Annotated in this window: 17 protein-coding genes; 14 read left to right on the forward strand and 3 right to left on the reverse strand. The window is 71.8% G+C overall.

Annotation, left to right across the window (positions count from 1 at the left end):
• Window positions 1-7: 7 nt before the first annotated feature.
• Together IPK24_12460 and IPK24_12465 are read left to right on the forward strand one after the other, a co-directional pair.
• Complete coding sequence (locus IPK24_12460; protein ID MBK8076348.1) at window positions 8-1,015, forward strand: carbohydrate kinase; 1,008 nt, start codon at window positions 8-10, stop codon at window positions 1,013-1,015.
• A 74-nt stretch (window positions 1,016-1,089) separates the two neighbouring features.
• Complete coding sequence (locus IPK24_12465; GenBank protein MBK8076349.1) at window positions 1,090-1,998, forward strand: pseudouridine-5'-phosphate glycosidase; 909 nt, start codon at window positions 1,090-1,092, stop codon at window positions 1,996-1,998.
• A 533-nt stretch (window positions 1,999-2,531) separates the two neighbouring features.
• Here IPK24_12465 and IPK24_12470 read toward each other — a convergent pair.
• Complete coding sequence (locus IPK24_12470) at window positions 2,532-2,726, reverse strand: hypothetical protein (protein MBK8076350.1); 195 nt, start codon at window positions 2,724-2,726, stop codon at window positions 2,532-2,534.
• Between the two features lie 416 nt (window positions 2,727-3,142).
• Here IPK24_12470 and IPK24_12475 point away from each other — a divergent pair, with 416 nt between their 5' ends.
• The gene (locus IPK24_12475; protein MBK8076351.1) at window positions 3,143-4,804 is read left to right on the forward strand and encodes a hypothetical protein; all 1,662 of its coding nucleotides are present in this window, start codon (window positions 3,143-3,145) and stop codon (window positions 4,802-4,804) included.
• Between the two features lie 15 nt (window positions 4,805-4,819).
• Here the strand turns inward: IPK24_12475 and IPK24_12480 are convergent, their stop codons facing one another.
• Window positions 4,820-5,281, reverse strand: coding sequence for an Lrp/AsnC family transcriptional regulator (locus IPK24_12480; protein MBK8076352.1), 462 nt, complete (start codon window positions 5,279-5,281; stop codon window positions 4,820-4,822).
• 183 nt (window positions 5,282-5,464) lie between these two features.
• On the opposite strand from IPK24_12480, the gene ald reads away from it, so the two are divergent.
• The 11 genes from ald to IPK24_12535 all read left to right on the forward strand — a co-directional run bounded on the left by ald (window position 5,465) and on the right by IPK24_12535 (window position 17,342).
• Window positions 5,465-6,580: an alanine dehydrogenase gene (gene ald / locus IPK24_12485; GenBank protein ID MBK8076353.1), complete on the forward strand. Its 1,116-nt coding sequence runs from the start codon at window positions 5,465-5,467 to the stop codon at window positions 6,578-6,580.
• A gap of 96 nt (window positions 6,581-6,676) precedes the next feature.
• On the forward strand, window positions 6,677-7,903 hold the full coding sequence (alr, locus tag IPK24_12490) for an alanine racemase (protein MBK8076354.1): 1,227 nt from the start codon (window positions 6,677-6,679) through the stop codon (window positions 7,901-7,903).
• Between the two features lie 266 nt (window positions 7,904-8,169).
• Window positions 8,170-10,938, forward strand: a complete 2,769-nt coding sequence (locus IPK24_12495) for a DNA translocase FtsK (protein ID MBK8076355.1) — start codon at window positions 8,170-8,172, stop codon at window positions 10,936-10,938.
• Window positions 10,928-11,581 (forward strand): NYN domain-containing protein, encoded by a 654-nt coding sequence (locus IPK24_12500; protein ID MBK8076356.1) that lies wholly within the window; start codon window positions 10,928-10,930, stop codon window positions 11,579-11,581. The genes IPK24_12495 and IPK24_12500 overlap by 11 nt, the downstream gene beginning before the upstream one ends.
• Window positions 11,582-11,661: 80 nt before the next feature.
• Window positions 11,662-13,092, forward strand: a complete 1,431-nt coding sequence (gene rimO, locus IPK24_12505) for a 30S ribosomal protein S12 methylthiotransferase RimO (GenBank protein MBK8076357.1) — start codon at window positions 11,662-11,664, stop codon at window positions 13,090-13,092.
• Window positions 13,089-13,733: a CDP-diacylglycerol--glycerol-3-phosphate 3-phosphatidyltransferase gene (pgsA, locus tag IPK24_12510; protein ID MBK8076358.1), complete on the forward strand. Its 645-nt coding sequence runs from the start codon at window positions 13,089-13,091 to the stop codon at window positions 13,731-13,733. Before rimO ends, pgsA begins: the two co-directional genes overlap by 4 nt.
• Before the next feature lie 5 nt (window positions 13,734-13,738).
• Complete coding sequence (locus tag IPK24_12515; protein ID MBK8076359.1) at window positions 13,739-14,419, forward strand: response regulator transcription factor; 681 nt, start codon at window positions 13,739-13,741, stop codon at window positions 14,417-14,419.
• The gene (locus tag IPK24_12520; GenBank protein MBK8076360.1) at window positions 14,400-15,845 is read left to right on the forward strand and encodes a HAMP domain-containing histidine kinase; all 1,446 of its coding nucleotides are present in this window, start codon (window positions 14,400-14,402) and stop codon (window positions 15,843-15,845) included. Before IPK24_12515 ends, IPK24_12520 begins: the two co-directional genes overlap by 20 nt.
• A gap of 111 nt (window positions 15,846-15,956) precedes the next feature.
• Window positions 15,957-16,346, forward strand: coding sequence for a hypothetical protein (locus tag IPK24_12525; protein MBK8076361.1), 390 nt, complete (start codon window positions 15,957-15,959; stop codon window positions 16,344-16,346).
• Window positions 16,343-16,663, forward strand: a complete 321-nt coding sequence (locus IPK24_12530) for a hypothetical protein (protein MBK8076362.1) — start codon at window positions 16,343-16,345, stop codon at window positions 16,661-16,663. The genes IPK24_12525 and IPK24_12530 overlap by 4 nt, the downstream gene beginning before the upstream one ends.
• 331 nt (window positions 16,664-16,994) lie before the next feature.
• On the forward strand, window positions 16,995-17,342 hold the full coding sequence (locus tag IPK24_12535; GenBank protein ID MBK8076363.1) for a helix-turn-helix transcriptional regulator: 348 nt from the start codon (window positions 16,995-16,997) through the stop codon (window positions 17,340-17,342).
• Here the strand turns inward: IPK24_12535 and IPK24_12540 are convergent.
• On the reverse strand, window positions 17,329-18,213 hold the full coding sequence (locus IPK24_12540; protein ID MBK8076364.1) for an Fpg/Nei family DNA glycosylase: 885 nt from the start codon (window positions 18,211-18,213) through the stop codon (window positions 17,329-17,331). The two genes, IPK24_12535 and IPK24_12540, sit on opposite strands and share 14 nt — an antisense overlap.
• Window positions 18,214-18,221: the final 8 nt, after the last annotated feature.

An 18,221-nucleotide genomic window follows, 5' to 3' on the forward strand; every position in this document is an offset into this window, starting at 1 on the left:
GGGCCTCATGACGTCGGGACGCGTGATCTGCGCGGGCGGCTGCGTGGTCGACCGAAAGCTCAAGTTGACCGGGCCGGCCGTGGTCGGCACGTCCAACCCGGCCCGGGCCGTGACGTCCTTCGGGGGCGTGGCGCGCAATGTCGCCGAGAACCTGGCTCGGCTGGGGACGCCGGTCGAGCTCGTCTCGCGGGTCGGCGATGACGACTCGGGGCGGGCGGTCATCGCCTACCTGGCCGATCTCGGGGTCGATGTCACCGGTGTCAGCGTGGCGCTGTCGGGCGAGACCGCACAGTACGTGGCGGTGCTGGACAGTTCCGGTGACCTGGTGCTCGGGGCAGCGGCCATGGACGTCCTGGACGGGCTGGCCCCGGCCGACCTGGACGCCACCTGGCCGAGCTCGATCGAGCCGAACAGCTGGGTCTTCGCCGACTGCAACCTGCCGATCGACACCCTCGCGCACGCCGTCCGCCGGGGCCGGATCGAAGGCACCAAGCTGGCCGTCGACGCCGTCTCGACCCCGAAGGTGGGGCGGCTGCCGCGCGACCTGACCGGCGTGGAGGTGCTCTTCTGCAACCTGGACGAGGCGCAGGCTCTGGCGATCCATCACGGGTGGCCGCTGACCGGCAACGCGCTCGACCTGGTGGAGTTGCTGCACGATCACGGCGCTGCACACGTGGTGCTGAGCCGGGGGGCCGACGGCCTGGTCATCGGCGACGCCGACGGCATCCGCATGGTGCCGGCGACCGCGGCCTCGGTGTTCGACGTCACCGGCGCGGGGGACTCCCTGATCGCCGGCACGTTGACCCTGCTGGCCGCCGGCGCCGGCCTGGACGACGCGGTGCTCGCCGGCACGCTGGTCGCTGCGCTCACCGTCGAGAGCCACTTCAGCGTGCGGCCCGACCTGTCGGCCGACCTGGTGGACGCCGCCGCGTTGCACCGGTTGCGCCGTCCGGGCATGATCGCTGCCTCGCGCGCGTCCGCCGACGATGCCCTCGGCACGCGCGAGTTCAACTGAGCCGGGTGACCTGACGAGTTCACCCGGGTGGGTAACCCCTGATCGAGCCGAACGGAACGGACGGATCCGCGCCGATGCTGCACGTCACACCCGAGGTCGCTGATGCCCTGGCCCAGGGCGGGCCGGTGGTCGCCCTGGAGTCGACCATCGTCACCCACGGCATGCCCTACCCCGACAACCTGACCACCGCGCAGGGCGTCGAACAGGTCGTGCGCGAGGCGGGCGCCGTCCCGGCAACCATCGCGGTACTGGACGGCGAACTATGCGTCGGTCTGGACGACGCCGCGCTGGAGCGGCTGGCTGCCGGTGCCGGTTCGGCGGCGATCGCCAAGGCGTCGCGGCGCGACCTGCCGGCGCTGATGGCGGCCGGGGCCAGCGCGGGGACGACGGTGGCGGCCACCATGTTCCTGGCCCACCGGGCGGGTATCCCGATCTTCGCCACCGGCGGCATCGGCGGGGTGCACCGTGGCGCGGAGCACACCTTCGACGTCTCGGCCGACCTGGACGAGCTGGGCTCGACCCCCGTGGCCGTGGTGTGTGCCGGGGCCAAGTCGATCCTCGACCTGCCCAAGACGCTCGAGATGCTGGAGACCTACGGGGTGCCGGTGATCGGGGTCGGTACGGACGAGTTCCCGGCGTTCTTCACCCGCAGCTCCGGGTTGCCGGTCGACCACCGGGTCGAGGGCGCGAGCGACCTGGCCGCCGTGCTGCGTGAGCATGCTCGGCTCGGACTGCGGGGCGGCGTCCTGGTGGTCAACCCGATCCCCGAGGCCGACGCGCTCGACCCGGCCGACATCGATGCCCGGATCGCCGAGGCGATCGCGGACGCCGAGCGCGAGGGCATCTCGCGCAAGGAGGTCACGCCCTATCTGCTGGCCCGGATCAACGACCTCACGGGCGGGCGCAGCCTGGTCGCCAACATCGCGCTGATCCGCCACAACGCCCGGCTGGCCGCCCTGACCGCGGTGGAGCTCGCGCGCTGAGATCGGGTGTATCCGGACCGTGGTCCGGCTGCTCCTGTCGGTGTGGAACAGACGATCTGGGAACTTCGTGTGCACGGGGTGTCGAACACCCCGCCGAGTTCCGTGCTGCGCACCTGGTCGCCGGGGGCCGCCGGCGCCGGGGATTCTCTCGCGCACGGGCTGGTGCCTGCCACCCCCGTGCCGGCCGCCGAACCGGTCCTCGTGCGGGTCGCCGGTGATGCCGTCACCGGCTTCTACCGCCACCCCGACACGGTTCCGCCAGCGTCCACGCTGCCCACGCCGCCCACGCCGCCGGTTGCGGGCTCGCAGCCCGGTGACGTCCGCGCCGGCACAGCGCGCTACGTCGTCGAGGCGTTCAGCTGGGGGCAGCTGACCTCCGGGCAACGCGACCTGGCCGCCAAGGACCTGCGCCGCGCCGGGTGGAGCGCGCTGTTGCCCTTCGCTCTGGTGAACGTCGCGTTGTGGAGCCGGCCGAGAGTCCCGGGACCGGCTGGTCCAGCGAAGACCGAAGCTCACGGCGATGGCGGCCACGATCAGGGAACGCCGCCGTCCGAGGAGCTTCGCGAGGCGGCCACCACCGCTCTGCTCGCCTGGACGGTGCGGGCGCTGGCCCTGAGTCTGACCGCCACCCTGTTGATCGCGGTGAGCGCCGCCTCGATGGACCTGGTGGGGTGGCAGTGCGGCGCCGCCTGCTCTCGGCAGGTGCCGTTCCTGAGCACGGTGTTCACCGACGACTACTTCGCCGTGGGGGAGCACCGGGCACTGCTGATGACCCTGGTGCCGTTGGCGGTGTTGGCTGCGGTGTGGTGGCTTGCGGGCAAGTCGATCGGCTATGAGTCGGTGGTACCTGCGGCCTCGGTCCGATCCGATCTGGCCGCACGCGATGCCGCCGAGCCCGTTGCTGACGAGCCCGTCGAGCGCACCGCCTTCGAGCACGCGTCGTTCTGGAGCGGCGAGGACCAGGTCCGGGCGCTGCGTCGCATCCACTTGGGGGCCGGGTTGGGCAGCGTGGCCTTCCTGCTCGCCGCGTGCGTCCGTTCCGATGCGGCCACGTGGTCGGGGCAGGCCTCGGTGCTGTCCCAACTCCTGGCCGCGGTGGCGTTGCTCGTGGCGCTCGGCCTGCTCTGGCTCCCCGGTGGTGCGCGTGCGCAACGGGGGCGTGCCCGCTTGGCAGCTGTGGCTCAGTTGGATCCCTGCCGGGGTGGCGACGGTCTCGGTGTTGCTGGCCGCCCTCGCGGCCCACGCGGCGACGCCGAGCGCCGGGCCGTCGTCCGCGGTCGGTGCCCAACCCGGTCTCGACGCGAGCGTGCGGGGGCTGTACGCCGTCCAGGTCGTGCTCTTGGGGATCATGGTCGTTCTCACCTGGTGGGAGGCGCACGCCGCCGGCCGACGCGAGGGACTGGATCAACCGGCGTGGAACGGGTTGGCCACGCCGGTGTTCGCCGGCCTCGGCTGGATCCTGGGCTGGCTCTACAGCATCGCCGTCCTGTTCGGCGTCCAGGCGTGGCTGGACGGCGGGAGCCGTGGTGCCCGACGCCGACCCGAGTTTCCGGTGACCATGCAGTGGAGCGCGGTCGGGCTCGCTGTGGGCGCCGTGTTGGCGCTGATCACGGCGGTGGTGGCGGCGATCGCCCTGGCGCGGGTGCGTTCGACGGCTCGGCGCGACCTGCTGTCGAAGGTGCCCGCCACCAATCGTCACGCTCGAGTCAGAGCGCGGGACGTGGCGGCAGCCCGGGGCCTGCACCGGTTCGTCGGGTTCATCGGCCTCACCGTGTTGGGGTGGTTCGCCGTCCTGACCGTGCCGGTGATCGTCGCCGGGGCGGCGGTGACGGTCTGCCGGGCGCCGATGACCGTGTGCCAGGCGGTGCCTCGGTGGGGGGTCTGGTACGACGTGCTGACCTGGTTCGGCTGGCCCGACACCCCGCGGCCCGCGGTGGTGGTGATCGGGGCGAAGCTGGCGGTGCTGCTGCTCGGTGGGCTCACGCTGGTGATCGGCCTGACCTACCGCAAGCCGACCTTCCGCCGCTCGCTGGGGGTGCTCTGGGACATCGCCACGTTCTGGCCCCGCGGCGCCCACCCGTTCGCGCCGCCCTGCTACGCCGAACGTGCTGTGCCGCAACTGGTCACGCGCATCGAGGCGTTCGAGCGGACTCCGATGGTGCTGGCCGGCCACAGCCAGGGGAGCCTGCTGTGCGCGGCGACCATCGCCCAGCTGTCCCCGCAGCGGCGACAGCATGTCGCCCTGCTCACCATGGGCTCCCAGCTGACTCGGCTCTACGGCCGCACCTTCCCGGCGTTCTTCGGCCGTGACGCCCGCGAACGCCTGGCCGAGATGCTCGGTGGTGATCGTCGGCACGGGTGGTCCGGAGTGCGCTGGCGCAGCCTCCACCGCGACACCGACTACCTCGGCTGGCCGATCAGCGGTAGCGCCACGTCCGGCGAGCTCGTCGGTGAGCTGGACGTCGCGATCGGGGGGCGCCCGGATGAGGACGCGTTGGGTCGGGTGGTGGATCGCGGCGTGCTCGACCCGTGTGACCTGAACCCGCGACACGGCAGCGGGTTGCGGCCGAACCCACCGGGGGAGGTGGTGGACCCGCCGATCAGGGGACACAGTGACTATCCGATGAGCCCGACCTTCATCGAGGTGCGCGACGAACTCGTGAAGATGCTGCCGGACGGCGCTGCGTCGTGGCCGGCCCCGGCCTCCCCGGTGAGGTGGATGGTCCGCGAGGGCCGAGACGTGGCCCTCGCGGCACCCTCAGGAATTCCCGCCCCGGTTCGAGGCCAACCTCCACCGTTCGGATGATTCACGTGGTGTGCGTCACAGTGGCAAGGCCGTCGAGGCCTTGACCGCCTTCATGGTGACCAGGCTCTTCATCGACGCGACGCCCGGCAGTTCGCCCAGGCGCCGGGTGTAGAGCTGTTGGTAGGCGTCCAGGTCCTTGACGGCGACGGTGAGCAGGTAGTCGGCCTCGCCGGCGATGAGATAGCAGGCCAGGACGTCGTCCAGCTCGCTCACGGCCCGCTCGAAGGCCTCGAGGGTCTCCTGGCGCTGCGAGGTCAGGCTGACCATGACCATGACGTGCAACGAGCGGTGCAGCTTGGCCGCATCGAGCACGGCGGTGTAGCCCGTGATGTAGCCGGCCTGTTCGAGGGCCTTGACCCGGCGCAGGCATGGTGAGGGCGACAAGCGCACCTGCTTGGCCAACTCGGCATTGGTCAACCGGCCGTCCTGCTGCAGGAGGCGCAGAATGGCGCGGTCGATCTGGTCCAGGCGCGCCATCTCGGTTGGCTGCGGCATGTTCGACCCCCCATATGCAGGATTCGTGGTAGATGATGCCATCCGAGCCGCTGTTGTGGGGTGTCTATGGCACCACCTGCGGCGGATTCGTCACTAAGCTGCCGCCATCGAAATCTCGGGGTCGAGCAGCGGAGGTCGCTGCACCGGGACGAAAGGATGATCGTCATGAAGGTTGGCGTTCCTCGCGAGGTCAAGAACCAGGAGTACCGGGTGGGCATCACGCCCGTCGGGGTGGCCGAACTGGTCGCTCACGGGCACGAGGTGCTGATCGAGCGGAACGCCGGCGTCGGCTCGGCGATCACGGACGCCGACTTCGTGGCGCAGGGCGCGACGATCATCGACTCGGCCGATGACCTGTGGGCTGCCAGCGACATGGTGATGAAGGTCAAGGAGCCGATCGCGAGTGAGTACCACCGGCTGCGTGAGGGTCTGGTGTTGTACACCTACCTGCACCTGGCCGCCGATCAGCCGCTGACCGAAGAGCTGATGAAGCGCAAGGTCACCTCCATCGCCTACGAGACGGTGCAGCTGCCCTCGGGTCTGCTGCCGTTGCTCTACCCGATGTCCGAGGTGGCGGGCTGTCTGGCGCCGCAGGTCGGGGCGCACGCGATGATGAAGGCCTACGGCGGCCAGGGTGTCCTGATGGGCGCCATCGGTGGCGTGGCCAACGCCAAGGTCGTCGTCCTGGGTGCCGGGGTGGCCGGTCAGAACGCCGCCAACATCGCCCTCGGCATGGGCGCCGAGGTCACCATGCTCGACACCGATCTCGACAAGTTGCGCATGAGCTTCTGGCGCTACGACAACCGGGTGCGTCAGATCGCCTCGTCGAAGCTGTCGGTGCGCGAAGAGGTGCTGGGCGCCGACATGGTGATCGGCACCGTGCTGATCCCGGGTGCCAAGGCGCCCAAGTTGGTCACCGACGACATGGTCAAGGAGATGAAGCCCGGCTCGGTGCTGGTCGACGTCGCCATCGACCAGGGCGGCTGCTTCGAGGGCTCGCGCCCGACCACGCACGCCGACCCCACCTTCACGGTGCACGACTCGATCTACTACTGCGTCGCGAACATGCCGGGCGCCGTCCCGAAGACCTCGACCTGGGCGCTGACCAACGCCACCCTCGGGTATGCGGTCCGGCTGGCCGACAAGGGCTGGCGTCAGGCGCTGACCGACGACGCGAGCCTGGCCAAGGGCCTGAACACCTTTGCCGGCGAGATCACCAACGGCCCGGTCGCCGACGCCTTCGGCCTGACCCACCGCGAGACGGCCGACGTCCTGGCCTGACCCACCCCCGACCACCTGAACCACGAAACCTGCTCATGCTCCGCGGGTGACTCTCGATGCTCCGCTGAGACGCGTCACAGGCGTTCGCTGCGGAGCATGACGCGGGCCGCTGCGGAGCATGAGCAGGTTGGTGATCGCGGTTATAGGCTCGCTCGGGTGAGCGGAGTGGCGGCTCGGCGTGACGAGTCCTGTTGGGTCGAGGTGGATCTCGACGCGATTCGGGGCAACGTCGCCATCGCTCGACGGGTGAGTGGCACCGCGGTGATGGCGGTGGTCAAGGCCGACGGGTACGGGCATGGCGCCGTGCCGGTGGCACGGGCTGCGCTGGACGGCGGGGCCACCTGGCTCGGGGTCGCCCGGGCCGGTGAGGCGTTGCAGCTGCGCGCGGCCGGCATCGAGACGCCCCTCCTCATGCTGGGCTACACCCCGCCCGGGGCGATGACCGAGCTCGTGGCGGCGGACGTGAGCCTCACCATCTGGACGACGGCCCACCTCGAGCAGGCCTCGGCAGCAGCGGCAACGGCGCGTCGTCCGGCGTCGGTGCACCTCAAGATCGACACGGGGATGACCCGGGTCGGCGTGCGACCCGAGGATGCCCGGGCCTTGGCGACGCAGCTCGTGACGTCCGAAGACGTGGTGCTGCAGGGGATCTTCACCCATTTCGCCTGCGCCGACGAGCCGGATCCGAGCGCCGGCGTGACAGCGGGCCAGCAGCAGCGATTCGCGGCCACGCTGACCAGCGTGGCCCCGGTGTTCGCCGAGCTGGACGCCGCGGGGCGGCCGCGGCCGCTGGTGCACGCGGCGAACTCGGCGGCGACGTTCGCCGTACCGGAGGCCGCCCACGACCTGGTGCGCTTCGGGATCGCGATGTACGGCCTCTCGCCGGGGGAGGCGGTGCGCCTACCCGACGGCGTGCGTCCGGCCCTGCGCTGGTCGACGGTGCTGGCCCGGGTCGAGCAGGTACCGCCGGGGGAGGGGGTCAGCTACGGCCACCGCTATCACACGACTGCTCGCCAGCGCATCGGGACCATCCCGGTGGGGTATGCCGACGGCTGGCGGCGGGTCGACGGCAACGAAGTGCTCGTCGGGGGGCGCCGGGTGCCGGTACTCGGCCGGGTCTGCATGGACCAGTGCATGATCGACCTGGACGGCGTGCCCGAGGCCGAGATCGGCGACGAGGTGGTGCTGATCGGCTCTCAGGACGGCGCCGGCGGAACCGACCGGATCACCGCAGACGACGTCGCCGCGCGCTGGGGCACCATCGGTTACGAGGTGGTCTGCGGCATCGGACGCCGGGTGCCGCGGTTCTCCGACCATGCCTGATTCATCCCCGATTCGTCCCTGATCCGTCGCTATCCGTCCCCGAGCCGTCTCCTGTGCGCCGAGCCGCCCCCTCCCTGGTCCTGAGCCGACCTCCCTGGTCCTGAGTAACCGTCCATGATCGCCGTTGGATCGCAGTTTGCTCCGCCTGACCCGGAGCAAACTGCGATCCAACAGTGATCATGAAAGGAGTGGCGTGACAGGTGTGACCACTGGGACAGGCGTGGCGCTCCGCCGTTCAGGGGGTGTCGTCACGTAGCCTCGCGACCATGGCCACCCGTACGTCCACGACCAACCGCCCGACGAGCCGGTCCTCGTCCGCCGGTGGGCGGCCTCGGTTGCCTGGCCGGGACCCCGCCACCGGCCGATCGACGACCTCCGGCGCCGCCCGCGGTAAGAACGGCACCACCGGACGCCGTCCGAGCGGCACCTCGGGGCGCGGCACGCCGCAGCGCCGCCCTCCGGCGCGTCGCCCGGCCACCCGGCACCCCCGCCGCCGCACCGGACCCTCGTGGCCGGTCCGCGCGATCAGCTCGATGTGGATGGGCGCTGCCCACCTGCTCGGGGGCGCTGCCCGGCGTTTCCGAGGCGATCTGCTCGACCTCGACGAGGCCCACCGTCGCGACGGGGTCGGGCTGTTCTACGTCGCCCTCGCGATCGTGGTGGCCGCCGTCGAGTGGTGGCACCTACCCGGGCCCGTGGCCGGGGTACTGCACACCATCTTCGCCGGCAGCCTCGGCCGAGCGGCGCTCGCGCTGCCCGTCGTCCTGGTCGCCCTCGGCGTACGCCACATGCGTCAGCCGGACGACACCGACCCGGCGGACGACGCGCTGCGGCGGCTGCAACTGGGCGCGATGATCCTCGGCGGGGCCTCGGCCGGGCTGCTGCACGTGGCAGCGGGCATCCCGACGCCACCCGAGGGCTCCCCGGCCATGCAGTCCGGTGGCGGCATGATCGGCTACCTGCTGTCCTCACCGACCGAGGCTGCGGTCACCGTCTGGGTCACCGTGCCGATCCTGGTACTCCTGGCCCTGTTCGGCCTCCTGGTGCTCACCGCGACCCCGATCTACGAGGTGGGCGACCGGCTGTGCGCGGCCGGTGACCTGCTCACCGGACGCGCCGGCCCCGTGGTCGAGGACGAGCCGGTCGAGGACGACGGCCCCGCACCGTCCAGCTTCCTGGCCAAGCGTCGTCGTCGCCCCGGCAAGGCCGCACCCGACGGGTCGCTCGCCGGCGACGAGGCATTCGTCAAGGCCGTGGTGGACGTCGACAAGGCGACCCCCGGCGCCAAGGTCAGGGCGACCCGCACCGGTGACCCCGAGGACACGATCGTGTTGTCCGGCCCGCGCCCGGGGGAGAAGCGCCCCGTCGCGCCCGGCGTCCTGGTCGACAGGGCGGTCGAGCACAAGGCACCCCCCGAGCCGCCGCCGACCACGCAGCTGCCACCGCGGGTCGAGCAACTGCTGCTCGGCAACGTCAGCTATGCCCTGCCGCCCTCGGACCTGCTCACGCCAGGGTCGCCGCCCAAGGCCCGCAGCGCCTCCAACGACAAGGTGGTCGAAGCGCTCACCACCGTCTTCGAGCAGTTCGAGATCGACGCCCGGGTCACCGGGTTCAGCCGCGGCCCGACCGTGACCCGCTACGAGGTCGAGGTCGGCCCGGCGGTCAAGGTCGAGCGGGTCACCCAGCTGAGCAAGAACATCTCCTATGCCGTGGCCAGCGCCGATGTCCGGATCCTGTCGCCGATCCCCGGCAAGTCCGCGATCGGTATCGAGATCCCCAACACCGACCGCGAGACCGTCTCGCTCGGTGACGTGCTGCGCAGCCAGGCGGCGCGTAAGGTCACCCACCCGATGGTGATCGGTGTCGGCAAGGACGTCGAGGGCGGTTACGTGGTCGCCAACCTCGCCAAGATGCCCCACCTGTTGGTCGCCGGTGCGACCGGTGCCGGTAAGTCCGGCTTCGTGAACTCGATGATCACCTCGATCCTGATGCGCTCCACACCGGACGAGGTGCGCATGGTGCTGGTCGACCCCAAGCGGGTGGAACTGTCCATCTACGAAGGCATTCCGCACCTGATCACGCCGATCATCACGAGCCCGAAGAAGGCCGCCGAGGCGCTCGGTTGGGTCGTCAAGGAGATGGACGCCCGCTACGACGACCTGGCGGCGTTCGGGTTCAAGCACATCGACGACTTCAACGCCGCCGTCCGCGCCGGCAAGGTCGTGGTGCCGCCCGGCAGCGAGCGCAAGGTCACGCCCTACCCGTATCTGCTGGTGATCGTCGACGAGCTGGCCGACCTGATGATGGTCGCACCGCGTGACGTCGAGGACTCGATCGTGCGCATCACCCAGCTCGCCCGCGCGGCCGGCATCCACCTGGTGCTGGCCACGCAGCGCCCGAGCGTCGATGTGGTCACCGGCCTGATCAAGGCCAACGTGCCCAGCCGCATGGCCTTCGCCACCAGCTCGGTCACCGACTCTCGCGTCGTCCTGGACCAGCCCGGCGCCGAGAAGCTGATCGGCCAGGGCGATGCGCTGTTCCTGCCGATGGGTGCCAGCAAGACGGCCCGGGTGCAGGGCGCCTGGGTCACCGAGTCCGAGATCCGCCAGGTGGTCGAGCACGTCAAGAAGCAGCTCGCGCCCAGCTATCGCGAGGACGTCGCCGCGCCGGTCGTCAAGAAGCAGGTGGACGACGACATCGGCGACGACCTCGAATTGCTGCTCGCGGCCGCCGAGTTGGTGGTCAACACCCAGTTCGGCTCGACCTCGATGCTGCAGCGCAAGCTACGGGTCGGATTCGCCAAGGCCGGGCGCCTGATGGACCTGCTGGAGTCGCGCGGCGTGGTCGGCCCGAGCGAGGGCAGCAAGGCGCGCGACGTCATGGTGCGCCCCGACGACCTGCCGGCAACCCTGGCCTTGATGCGCGGTGAGGATGTTCCCGTCACCATGGACGACGTGAACCCGGACCAGGCTGGCCACCCGGACGACGACGCCGGCCGGATCCCCGATGAATGGGAGCCCGGCGATGACCGATAGCGGCGCCATCACCTTGCCCGAGCAGGCGCACACCACCGACGTGGCGCTCGACCTGTTGGTCTGGGACGCGCCCAACATCGACATGACGTTGTCGAACGTGATCGGTGGGCGTCCCACCCCGGCGTCGCGGCCGAGGTTCGACGCGGTCGCCAAGTGGCTGCTGTCCGGGGCGGGGGACGCCGAGGTCGAGGGCTGCGTGTTCGCCAACGTGCCCCCCGGAACCGCGGTCAACATGCGTGGCTGGATCGAGGCGATCCGCTCGTTCGGCTACGCGGTCTTCGCCCGGCCCAAGCTCGGCCCCGAGGACGACGTCGACCTCGACATGCTGGCCCACATCGAGCGCCGTGCGGCGAGCCGGCGACTCCGCCGCCTCGTCGTGGCCAGCGGTGACGGACGCAACTTCCTCGAGCCGCTGGAGCGGCTCGGGCGCCAGGGCGTCGAGATCATCGTGATCTCGTTCGCCGAGGTCGCCGGGTACGCCCAGGAGTCGGAGGTGCTGACCTTCCTCGACCTCGAGGACGTGCCGGGGGCCTTCACTCAGCCGTTGCCCCGGGTCCGCCTGGACAACCTGCCCGAGGGTGGCGCCTGGCTGCCGCCGACCCGCTCGATGCGCTCACTGCTGGACGACCACTCGGGGCACTGAACCGGCACCCCGGCTCACCACGGCCGGCTGTCCGAGCCCTCGGCGGTCTCGCGCCCGTCGTGGAGCACTAGGCTGACCCGGTGTCCGCAGCGGGTCAGGTCGAGGGCGAGCGCCGCCGCGTGGCGTTGGTGACCCTGGGCTGTGCCCGCAACGAGGTCGATTCCGCCGAACTGGCCGGGCGGCTGGACGCGGCAGGTTGGCAACTTGTCGATGATGCCGCCGAGGCCGACGTCGCCGTGGTGAACACCTGCGGGTTCGTCGAGCAGGCCAAGAAGGACTCGATCGACACCCTGCTCGAGGCGGCTGACCTGCGTGACGGGGGCGCCGCGCGCACCCGGGCCGTGGTCGCGGTGGGCTGCCTGGCCGAGCGCTACGGCGCCGAACTCGCCGAACAGTTGCCCGAGGCGGACGCCGTCCTGGGTTTCGACAGCTACGCCGAGCTCGCCACCCACCTGGACGCCGTCCTGCACGGTGAGCGCCCGGCCTCGCACACGCCGTCCGACCGGCGGCTGTTGGTGCCGATCAGCCCGCTGGCCCGGTCCGCCACCGACGCCGACGCCCCGGTCGAGCCGGTGATCCGCCACCACGACGGGCGCCCGTGGGCGCCGCTGAAGATCGCCTCCGGATGTGACCGCCGCTGCGCGTTCTGCGCCATCCCGACGTTCCGGGGCGCGTTCATCTCCCGCAGGCCGACCGACGTGCTGGCCGAGGCCCGGTGGCTCGGCGAACGCGGCGTGCGCGAACTGCTGCTGGTCAGTGAGAACTCGACCTCCTACGGCAAGGACCTCGGCGACCTGCGCCTGCTCGAGCGGTTGTTGCCCGAGTTGGCCGCCGTCGAGGGCATCGACCGGGTGCGGGTGTCCTACCTCCAGCCGGCCGAACTGCGCGACGGCCTGGTGGAGGTGATCGCCGCAACCGACGGCATCGCGCCCTACTTCGACCTGTCCTTCCAGCACGCGGCACCGGCCCTGCTGCGGCGGATGCGCCGGTTCGGGGGGTCGCAGGACTTCCTCGCCCTGATCGAGCGGATCCGCGCCCTGGCCCCGCAGGCGGGCATCCGCTCGAACGTGATCGTCGGGTTCCCCGGCGAGACCGAGGCCGACCTCGAGGTGTTGACCGACTTCCTCGAACAGGCCCGGCTCGACGTGGTCGGGGTGTTCGGCTTCTCGCCGGAGGACGGTACCGAGGCCGCCACGTTGGACGGCGCCCTGGACGAGGACGAGATCGCCGTGCGGGTGCGTCACGTCAGCGATCTGGTGGAGGAGTTGACCACCCAACGAGCCGAGGACCGGGTCGGCGAGGCGATCAGCGTGCTGGTCGACGAGCCGGACGAGGGTGATGCCGGCGACGGGCCGGTGGGCCGAGCGGCGCACCAGGGTCCGGATGTCGACGGAACCACGCGCCTGGTGGACGCCCACGGGGCAGCGGCACGCGTCGTCCCGGGGGATCTGGTGGCGGCCGTGGTGATCGCCGCCGAGGGGGCGGACCTGGTGGCCGAGGTGCGCCCGTGATCGACCGGGTGGATCCGGTGACCACGCCGTCGCATCCCGAGGCGACCAACTGGAACATCGCCAACCTGCTGACCGGTGTGCGGCTGCTGCTCGTGCCCTTGTTCGGCTGGCTGCTGCTGCACGAGGACGGCCGATCCGACGCCTGGCGGGGTGCCGCCGCCGCCGTGTTCGTCATCGCGGGACTGACCGACCGGTTCGACGGCGAGCTGGCCCGGCGTCGCAACCTGGTGACCGATCTCGGCAAGATCGCCGACCCGATCGCCGACAAGGCCCTGACCGGGACGGCGTTGGTGGGGTTGTCCGTGCTGGGTCTGCTGCCGTGGTGGGTCACCGCCCTGGTGCTGGTGCGAGAGATCGGCATCACCGTGTTGCGGTTCGTGGTGATCCGGCACGCCGTGATGCCGGCCGGGCGAGGCGGCAAGGTCAAGACCGCACTGCAGGCCCTCGCCATCACGCTCTACGTGCTGCCGCTACCAGGCGGTTGGCATCTGATCGCGGTGCTCGCCATGGGGGCAGCGGTGGCGCTGACCCTGGTCACCGGCGCGGACTACCTGGCCAAGGCCGGGCGCCTGGTGGCGACGAGCCAACGGACCCGGGACCGGCGCGATGCACGGCGCGGGCGACGAGACGAACGGGCCTGATCGCCGTGTCGAACGCCCACCCCCTGGTGCTGGTGGTCGAGGACGAGCCGGCCATCGCCGAGCTGATCCGTGGCGCCCTGGTACGCGAGGGGTTCACCGCCACGATCCACGGCGACGGGGAATCGGCGCTGACCGCGATCGCCCGGGATCGCCCCGCCGTGGTGGTGCTCGATGTCGGGCTGCCCGGTCTGCCCGGCACCGAGGTGTGCCGACGCATGCGGGCAGGCGGCGACTGGACGCCCGTGCTGTTCGTGACCGCCCGCGACGAGGAGGTCGACCGGGTGCTCGGCCTCGAGCTCGGCGCCGACGATTACGTCACCAAACCGTTCAGTCCCCGGGAACTGGTCGCGCGGGTCAAGGCGGTGCTGCGCCGGGGCGGCTCGGCGGCGATCGAGGCCGCGATCACGGTCGGCGCCCTGGTGCTCGACCCGGCCACCCGGCGGGCCTCGGCCTCGGGCCTGGGGGTCGACCTGACCACCACCGAGTTCGAGTTGCTGGCGTTCCTGATGCGCCGTCCGGGACGGGTGTTCACCCGCGAGGAGCTGCTCACGCAGGTCTGGGGCTACCCCGCCGGGACGCCGACCCGCACCGTCGACGTGCACGTCGCCCAGGTGCGGTCCAAGATCGGGACGGCGGCGCGACTGCGTACCGTACGAGGTGTCGGGTATGCCGTCGAGCCCGCCTGACCGACCTCACCTGCCGGGTTCGCAGGGTGCGCCGGGTTCACAGGGTGCGCCGGGTACCCAGGGCGCACCGGGTGGGCACGGTGCGCGCTGGTCCTTGCGGCGCCGGGTCGTGGTGCTGGTCTCGGGCGTGGCGCTGGCCGGGTCGCTGATCACCGGTCTGGGCATGGCGCGCGTGATCGCCCTGGGCAACCGCGATCAGGCCGCCGCCGCGCTGACCCAAGAGGTCGACACCCTGGCGGCACTGGCCGACTCCGGCTCACCGGCACGGGCGGTGGCACGGCTGAATCGGCTCGATGGCCGGGCCGGCTGGGCCGGTGAGGTGGTCTCACCCGGCCGGGTTCCCAGCACGGCGCCGTTCACCGCGCAGGACGCGGCGGCTGCCGCGGACGGGGCGCCGGTGATCTCGCGACGCGTCGCGGGCACCGACTGGCTGGTCACCGCCCGCCCGGCCGGACGGCGGACCGTGCTGCTGGCCCGCCGGGTGAACGCGGCGACCCAGCTGACCTCTGCCCAGCGGCGGCGGATCCTGTTCGGCGGGCTGCTCGGCCTGCTCGGGGGTGCGCTGGCCGGTCTCGCGCTGGCGGGCAGCGTCACACGCCCGTTGGAGCGGCTCGCGTCGGGCGCGCGCCGGCTGTCGGCGGGGGAGCGCGACCTGGCGTTGACGCCACGGGGGCCGCGTGAGGTGGCCGAGGTGACCGAGGCCCTGAATGCGCTCTCCCGGGCACTCGCGGTCAGCGAGGAGCGTCAGCGCCGGTTCCTGCTCGCGGTGTCCCACGAGCTGCGGACCCCGCTCACCGCGGTCGCCGGGCACGCCGAGACCCTGGCGGACGGCGTGCTGGCACCGCACGAGATCGCCCCGGCGGCCGAGGTGATCGTGGCCGAGGCCGGCCGGTTGCAGCGCCGGGTCGAGGATCTGCTCGCGTTGGCCCGGCTCGAGGCGGACGACTTCCGTCTGGTGGCCGCCCCGGTCGACCTCGGGCAGTTGTTGCGGGCAGCGCAGGCGGCCTTCCTGCCCCGGGCGGCCGCGGCGGGGGTGCACTGCGAGGTCCAGGCACCCCCGAGCGGGCCCGTGGTGACGACCGACGGCGAACGGGTCCGGCAGGTCATCGACGCGTTGACCGACAATGCCCTGCGGGTGCTGCCGGCCGGCGGCCGGGTGGTTCTGGCCGTGCTGCCGCTGCCGGGCGGCGTCCGGCTGGAGGTGCGCGACGACGGCCCGGGGCTGTCGGCCGAGGATCGCGCCGTGGCCTTCGACCGAGGGGTGCTGACCGAGCGCTATCGCGGCGCGCGGCCGGTGGGTTCCGGGGTGGGTCTGGCGTTGGTCGGTGAACTCGCGCGCCGGTTGGGAGGCCGGGCGGTGGCCGAACCGGCCGCCGAGGGCGGGGTGTGTTTCGCGCTCGAGTTGGCAACCCGAACATTCCCCTGACATTTCTCGGTCGGTGCGGACACCTGACCGCGGGACGGTTCCGGTGTCGGCGAAACCTCGCCGGCTCGCCGTCCTCGGCTCGCCGGGGACCCGCACCGGAGGACACCCTCGATGCCCACCTTCACCGCTCTCGCCATCCCGGCCCTGGCCGCTGCCCTGGTGGCCGGCCCGATCACCGTCGCCGCCGCCGATTCCGCTCCTTCCGGTTCGGCGACCCCCGCACCGTCGGCGTCGGGGGCGAACGTGATGAGCCGGACCTGCGCGCGCATCGAGACCCGTATCACCCGCGTCGAGCGGGCGACGGCGCGCCTGGCCGGTGATGCCGAGACCAAGGGCTCGATCGCCCGGGCACAGGCTCGCCTGGCGGCCGCCCGGGCCGCCGGCCACGCCGATGCCGCTCGCCTGCTGGAGAACCGGGTGGCCATCCGCCAGGACCTGGCCGCCGCCCTGCCCGACATCCTGGCCCGGCTGAAGGACTCGCGGGAGGTGTGCACCAAGTGAGCCGCTCGCCCGCCAGCCGGCGTGCCGGGCTCGCGTCGTCCGTGGTCGTGATCAGTGCCGTGGTGCTGCTGTCCGGATGCGGCCTGCGGGCGGGGCGCACGACCCCGGCATCGGCCGGCAGCACCGCCCCTGGGCCGTCGGTGCAGGTGAGCGCCCCGGCATCGGTCGAGCCGTCGTCGCTCGGGCAGCCGAGCGGAGCACAGGCCGGGGAGGCCGGATCGGCGGGATCCGCCGGGCTCGCCCGGGCGGAACAGATCGTCACCGAGGCCGATGCCCTGCTCGCCCGCGCGGAGGCCGAGGCCGCCGGGGATCAGTGAGTCACGCCCCGCGGTGGCACGGGTGGTATGCACGGGTGGTGAGCACGGGTATTGCGCCCAAGGCGTACAGCTCTTGCCCGCGGAGGGTTCCTGGAACAGGCTGGATGGCACGGTGGTTCCTGCAGACAGGGTGGTCCCCACGCTGCCCTCGACGCCGCGCCGCCGTGCCTATCCGGGCGCTTGTCGCTACGGCGAGGTACGGTGGGGCTACAGCTGGCGGCACCGGGGGTCGACGACATGTCGACACAGATGTCAGGCAGATGTCAGGGCATATGTCGAGGCGCCGACCGAGGCGTTGAGCAGGGACGACGAGCGAGAGGAGGGCGGAACCGTGGTGTTGTTGCGACAGGAAATCGGTGACGTCCTGCGGGATGCCCGTCGCGAGCAAGGGCGCACGCTGCGCGAGGTCTCCTCCGTGGCCCGGGTGTCCCTCGGGTATCTGAGTGAGGTCGAGCGGGGCCAGAAGGAGGCGTCCAGCGAGTTGCTGGCCTCCATCTGTGGGGCCCTCGATGTACCGCTGTCCTCGGTACTGCACCGGGTGAGTCAGCGGGTGGCCCTGGCCGAGGGCCTGACCGAGCGGCTCAGTGATGGGCTGGCCGTCAACGACGTCCACGTTCCGGACACGGTTCCGGACGATCTCGGCACCGGGATGCCCACCGGGCAGCTCAGCGCCGCCTGATCCTCGCCTCACCTCGTCGGCGGGCGCCCAGCGGCGCCGGGTGTGCCGCCGCGGCAGCAGGCGCATGGCCCGGTTGGCATCGTGGGCAGAAGAACGCCGTCCGGTCGCGGGGTGCCTGCCCGATCATGGCCACGCGGACCGTGTCGCCGCACCGTCGGCACGGCCGCCCCGATCGGGCGTGGACGTAATGGGTCCGGCCCTGACGGGCATCACCCGTGGTGATCTGGACGGCGCGATCCCGGTTGGCGGCCATCAGCCGGTGAACCAGGTCGACCAGGGCTGACAGGCTGTCCGGCGGGAGGTCCCCAGCGGGTGTCCACGGGCTCACCCCGCGCAGGAAGAGCGCCTCGGCCATGTAGAACGTGCCCACGCCGGCGAGCACCCGTTGATCGAGCAGCAGGTCGCCGATCGCCCGTGACGGCTGCCGCGCGAGGATTCCCAGGACGACGTCCGGCGCCCAGGTCGAGCCCAGCACGTCCGGGCCGAGATGACCGACCAGGGTGTGTTCGTCACCGGTGGCGACCAGGTCCAGCATGCCCAGGCGGTGACCGACCGCCGTCCACGATTCGGTGCCGAGGACGGCGCGGATGTCGGGCTCGGTCAGTCGGCCGGCTCCTGACCCGGTGCCGGTGCGGTGGACGTGCCACGAGCCCTCCATGCGCAGGTGACTGTGCAGGGTGAGCCGTCGCTCGTCGCGCTCGATGCGGCACAACAGGTGTTTGCCCGCGCTGACCACCTCGAGTACCTGTCCGCCGCGCAGGTCCGTGGTGGCCAGCGTGGGCCAGCGAAGATCCCACGTCGTGAGCCGGTGCCCGGCCAGCGCAGCGTGGAGCCGCTGCGCCGTCCGCCAGACCACGTCGCCCTCGGGCATGCTCGCCC

Source organism: Kineosporiaceae bacterium (assembly GCA_016713225.1).
GTDB lineage: Bacteria > Actinomycetota > Actinomycetes > Actinomycetales > Kineosporiaceae > JADJPO01.

Bases quoted from the DNA above. Each gene is read 5' to 3' on its own strand.
- IPK24_12460 (MBK8076348.1), top strand. From the start codon at position 8: ATGACGTCGGGACGCGTGATCTGCGCGGGCGGCTGCGTGGTCGACCGA.
- IPK24_12465 (MBK8076349.1), top strand. From the start codon at position 1,090: ATGCTGCACGTCACACCCGAGGTCGCTGATGCCCTGGCCCAGGGCGGG.
- IPK24_12480 (MBK8076352.1), bottom strand. From the start codon at position 5,281: ATGGCGCGCCTGGACCAGATCGACCGCGCCATTCTGCGCCTCCTGCAG.
- ald (MBK8076353.1), top strand. From the start codon at position 5,465: ATGAAGGTTGGCGTTCCTCGCGAGGTCAAGAACCAGGAGTACCGGGTG.
- alr (MBK8076354.1), top strand. From the start codon at position 6,677: ATGACGCGGGCCGCTGCGGAGCATGAGCAGGTTGGTGATCGCGGTTAT.
- IPK24_12495 (MBK8076355.1), top strand. From the start codon at position 8,170: ATGGCCACCCGTACGTCCACGACCAACCGCCCGACGAGCCGGTCCTCG.
- IPK24_12500 (MBK8076356.1), top strand. From the start codon at position 10,928: ATGACCGATAGCGGCGCCATCACCTTGCCCGAGCAGGCGCACACCACC.
- IPK24_12520 (MBK8076360.1), top strand. From the start codon at position 14,400: ATGCCGTCGAGCCCGCCTGACCGACCTCACCTGCCGGGTTCGCAGGGT.
- IPK24_12525 (MBK8076361.1), top strand. From the start codon at position 15,957: ATGCCCACCTTCACCGCTCTCGCCATCCCGGCCCTGGCCGCTGCCCTG.
- IPK24_12540 (MBK8076364.1), bottom strand. From the start codon at position 18,213: ATGCCCGAGGGCGACGTGGTCTGGCGGACGGCGCAGCGGCTCCACGCT.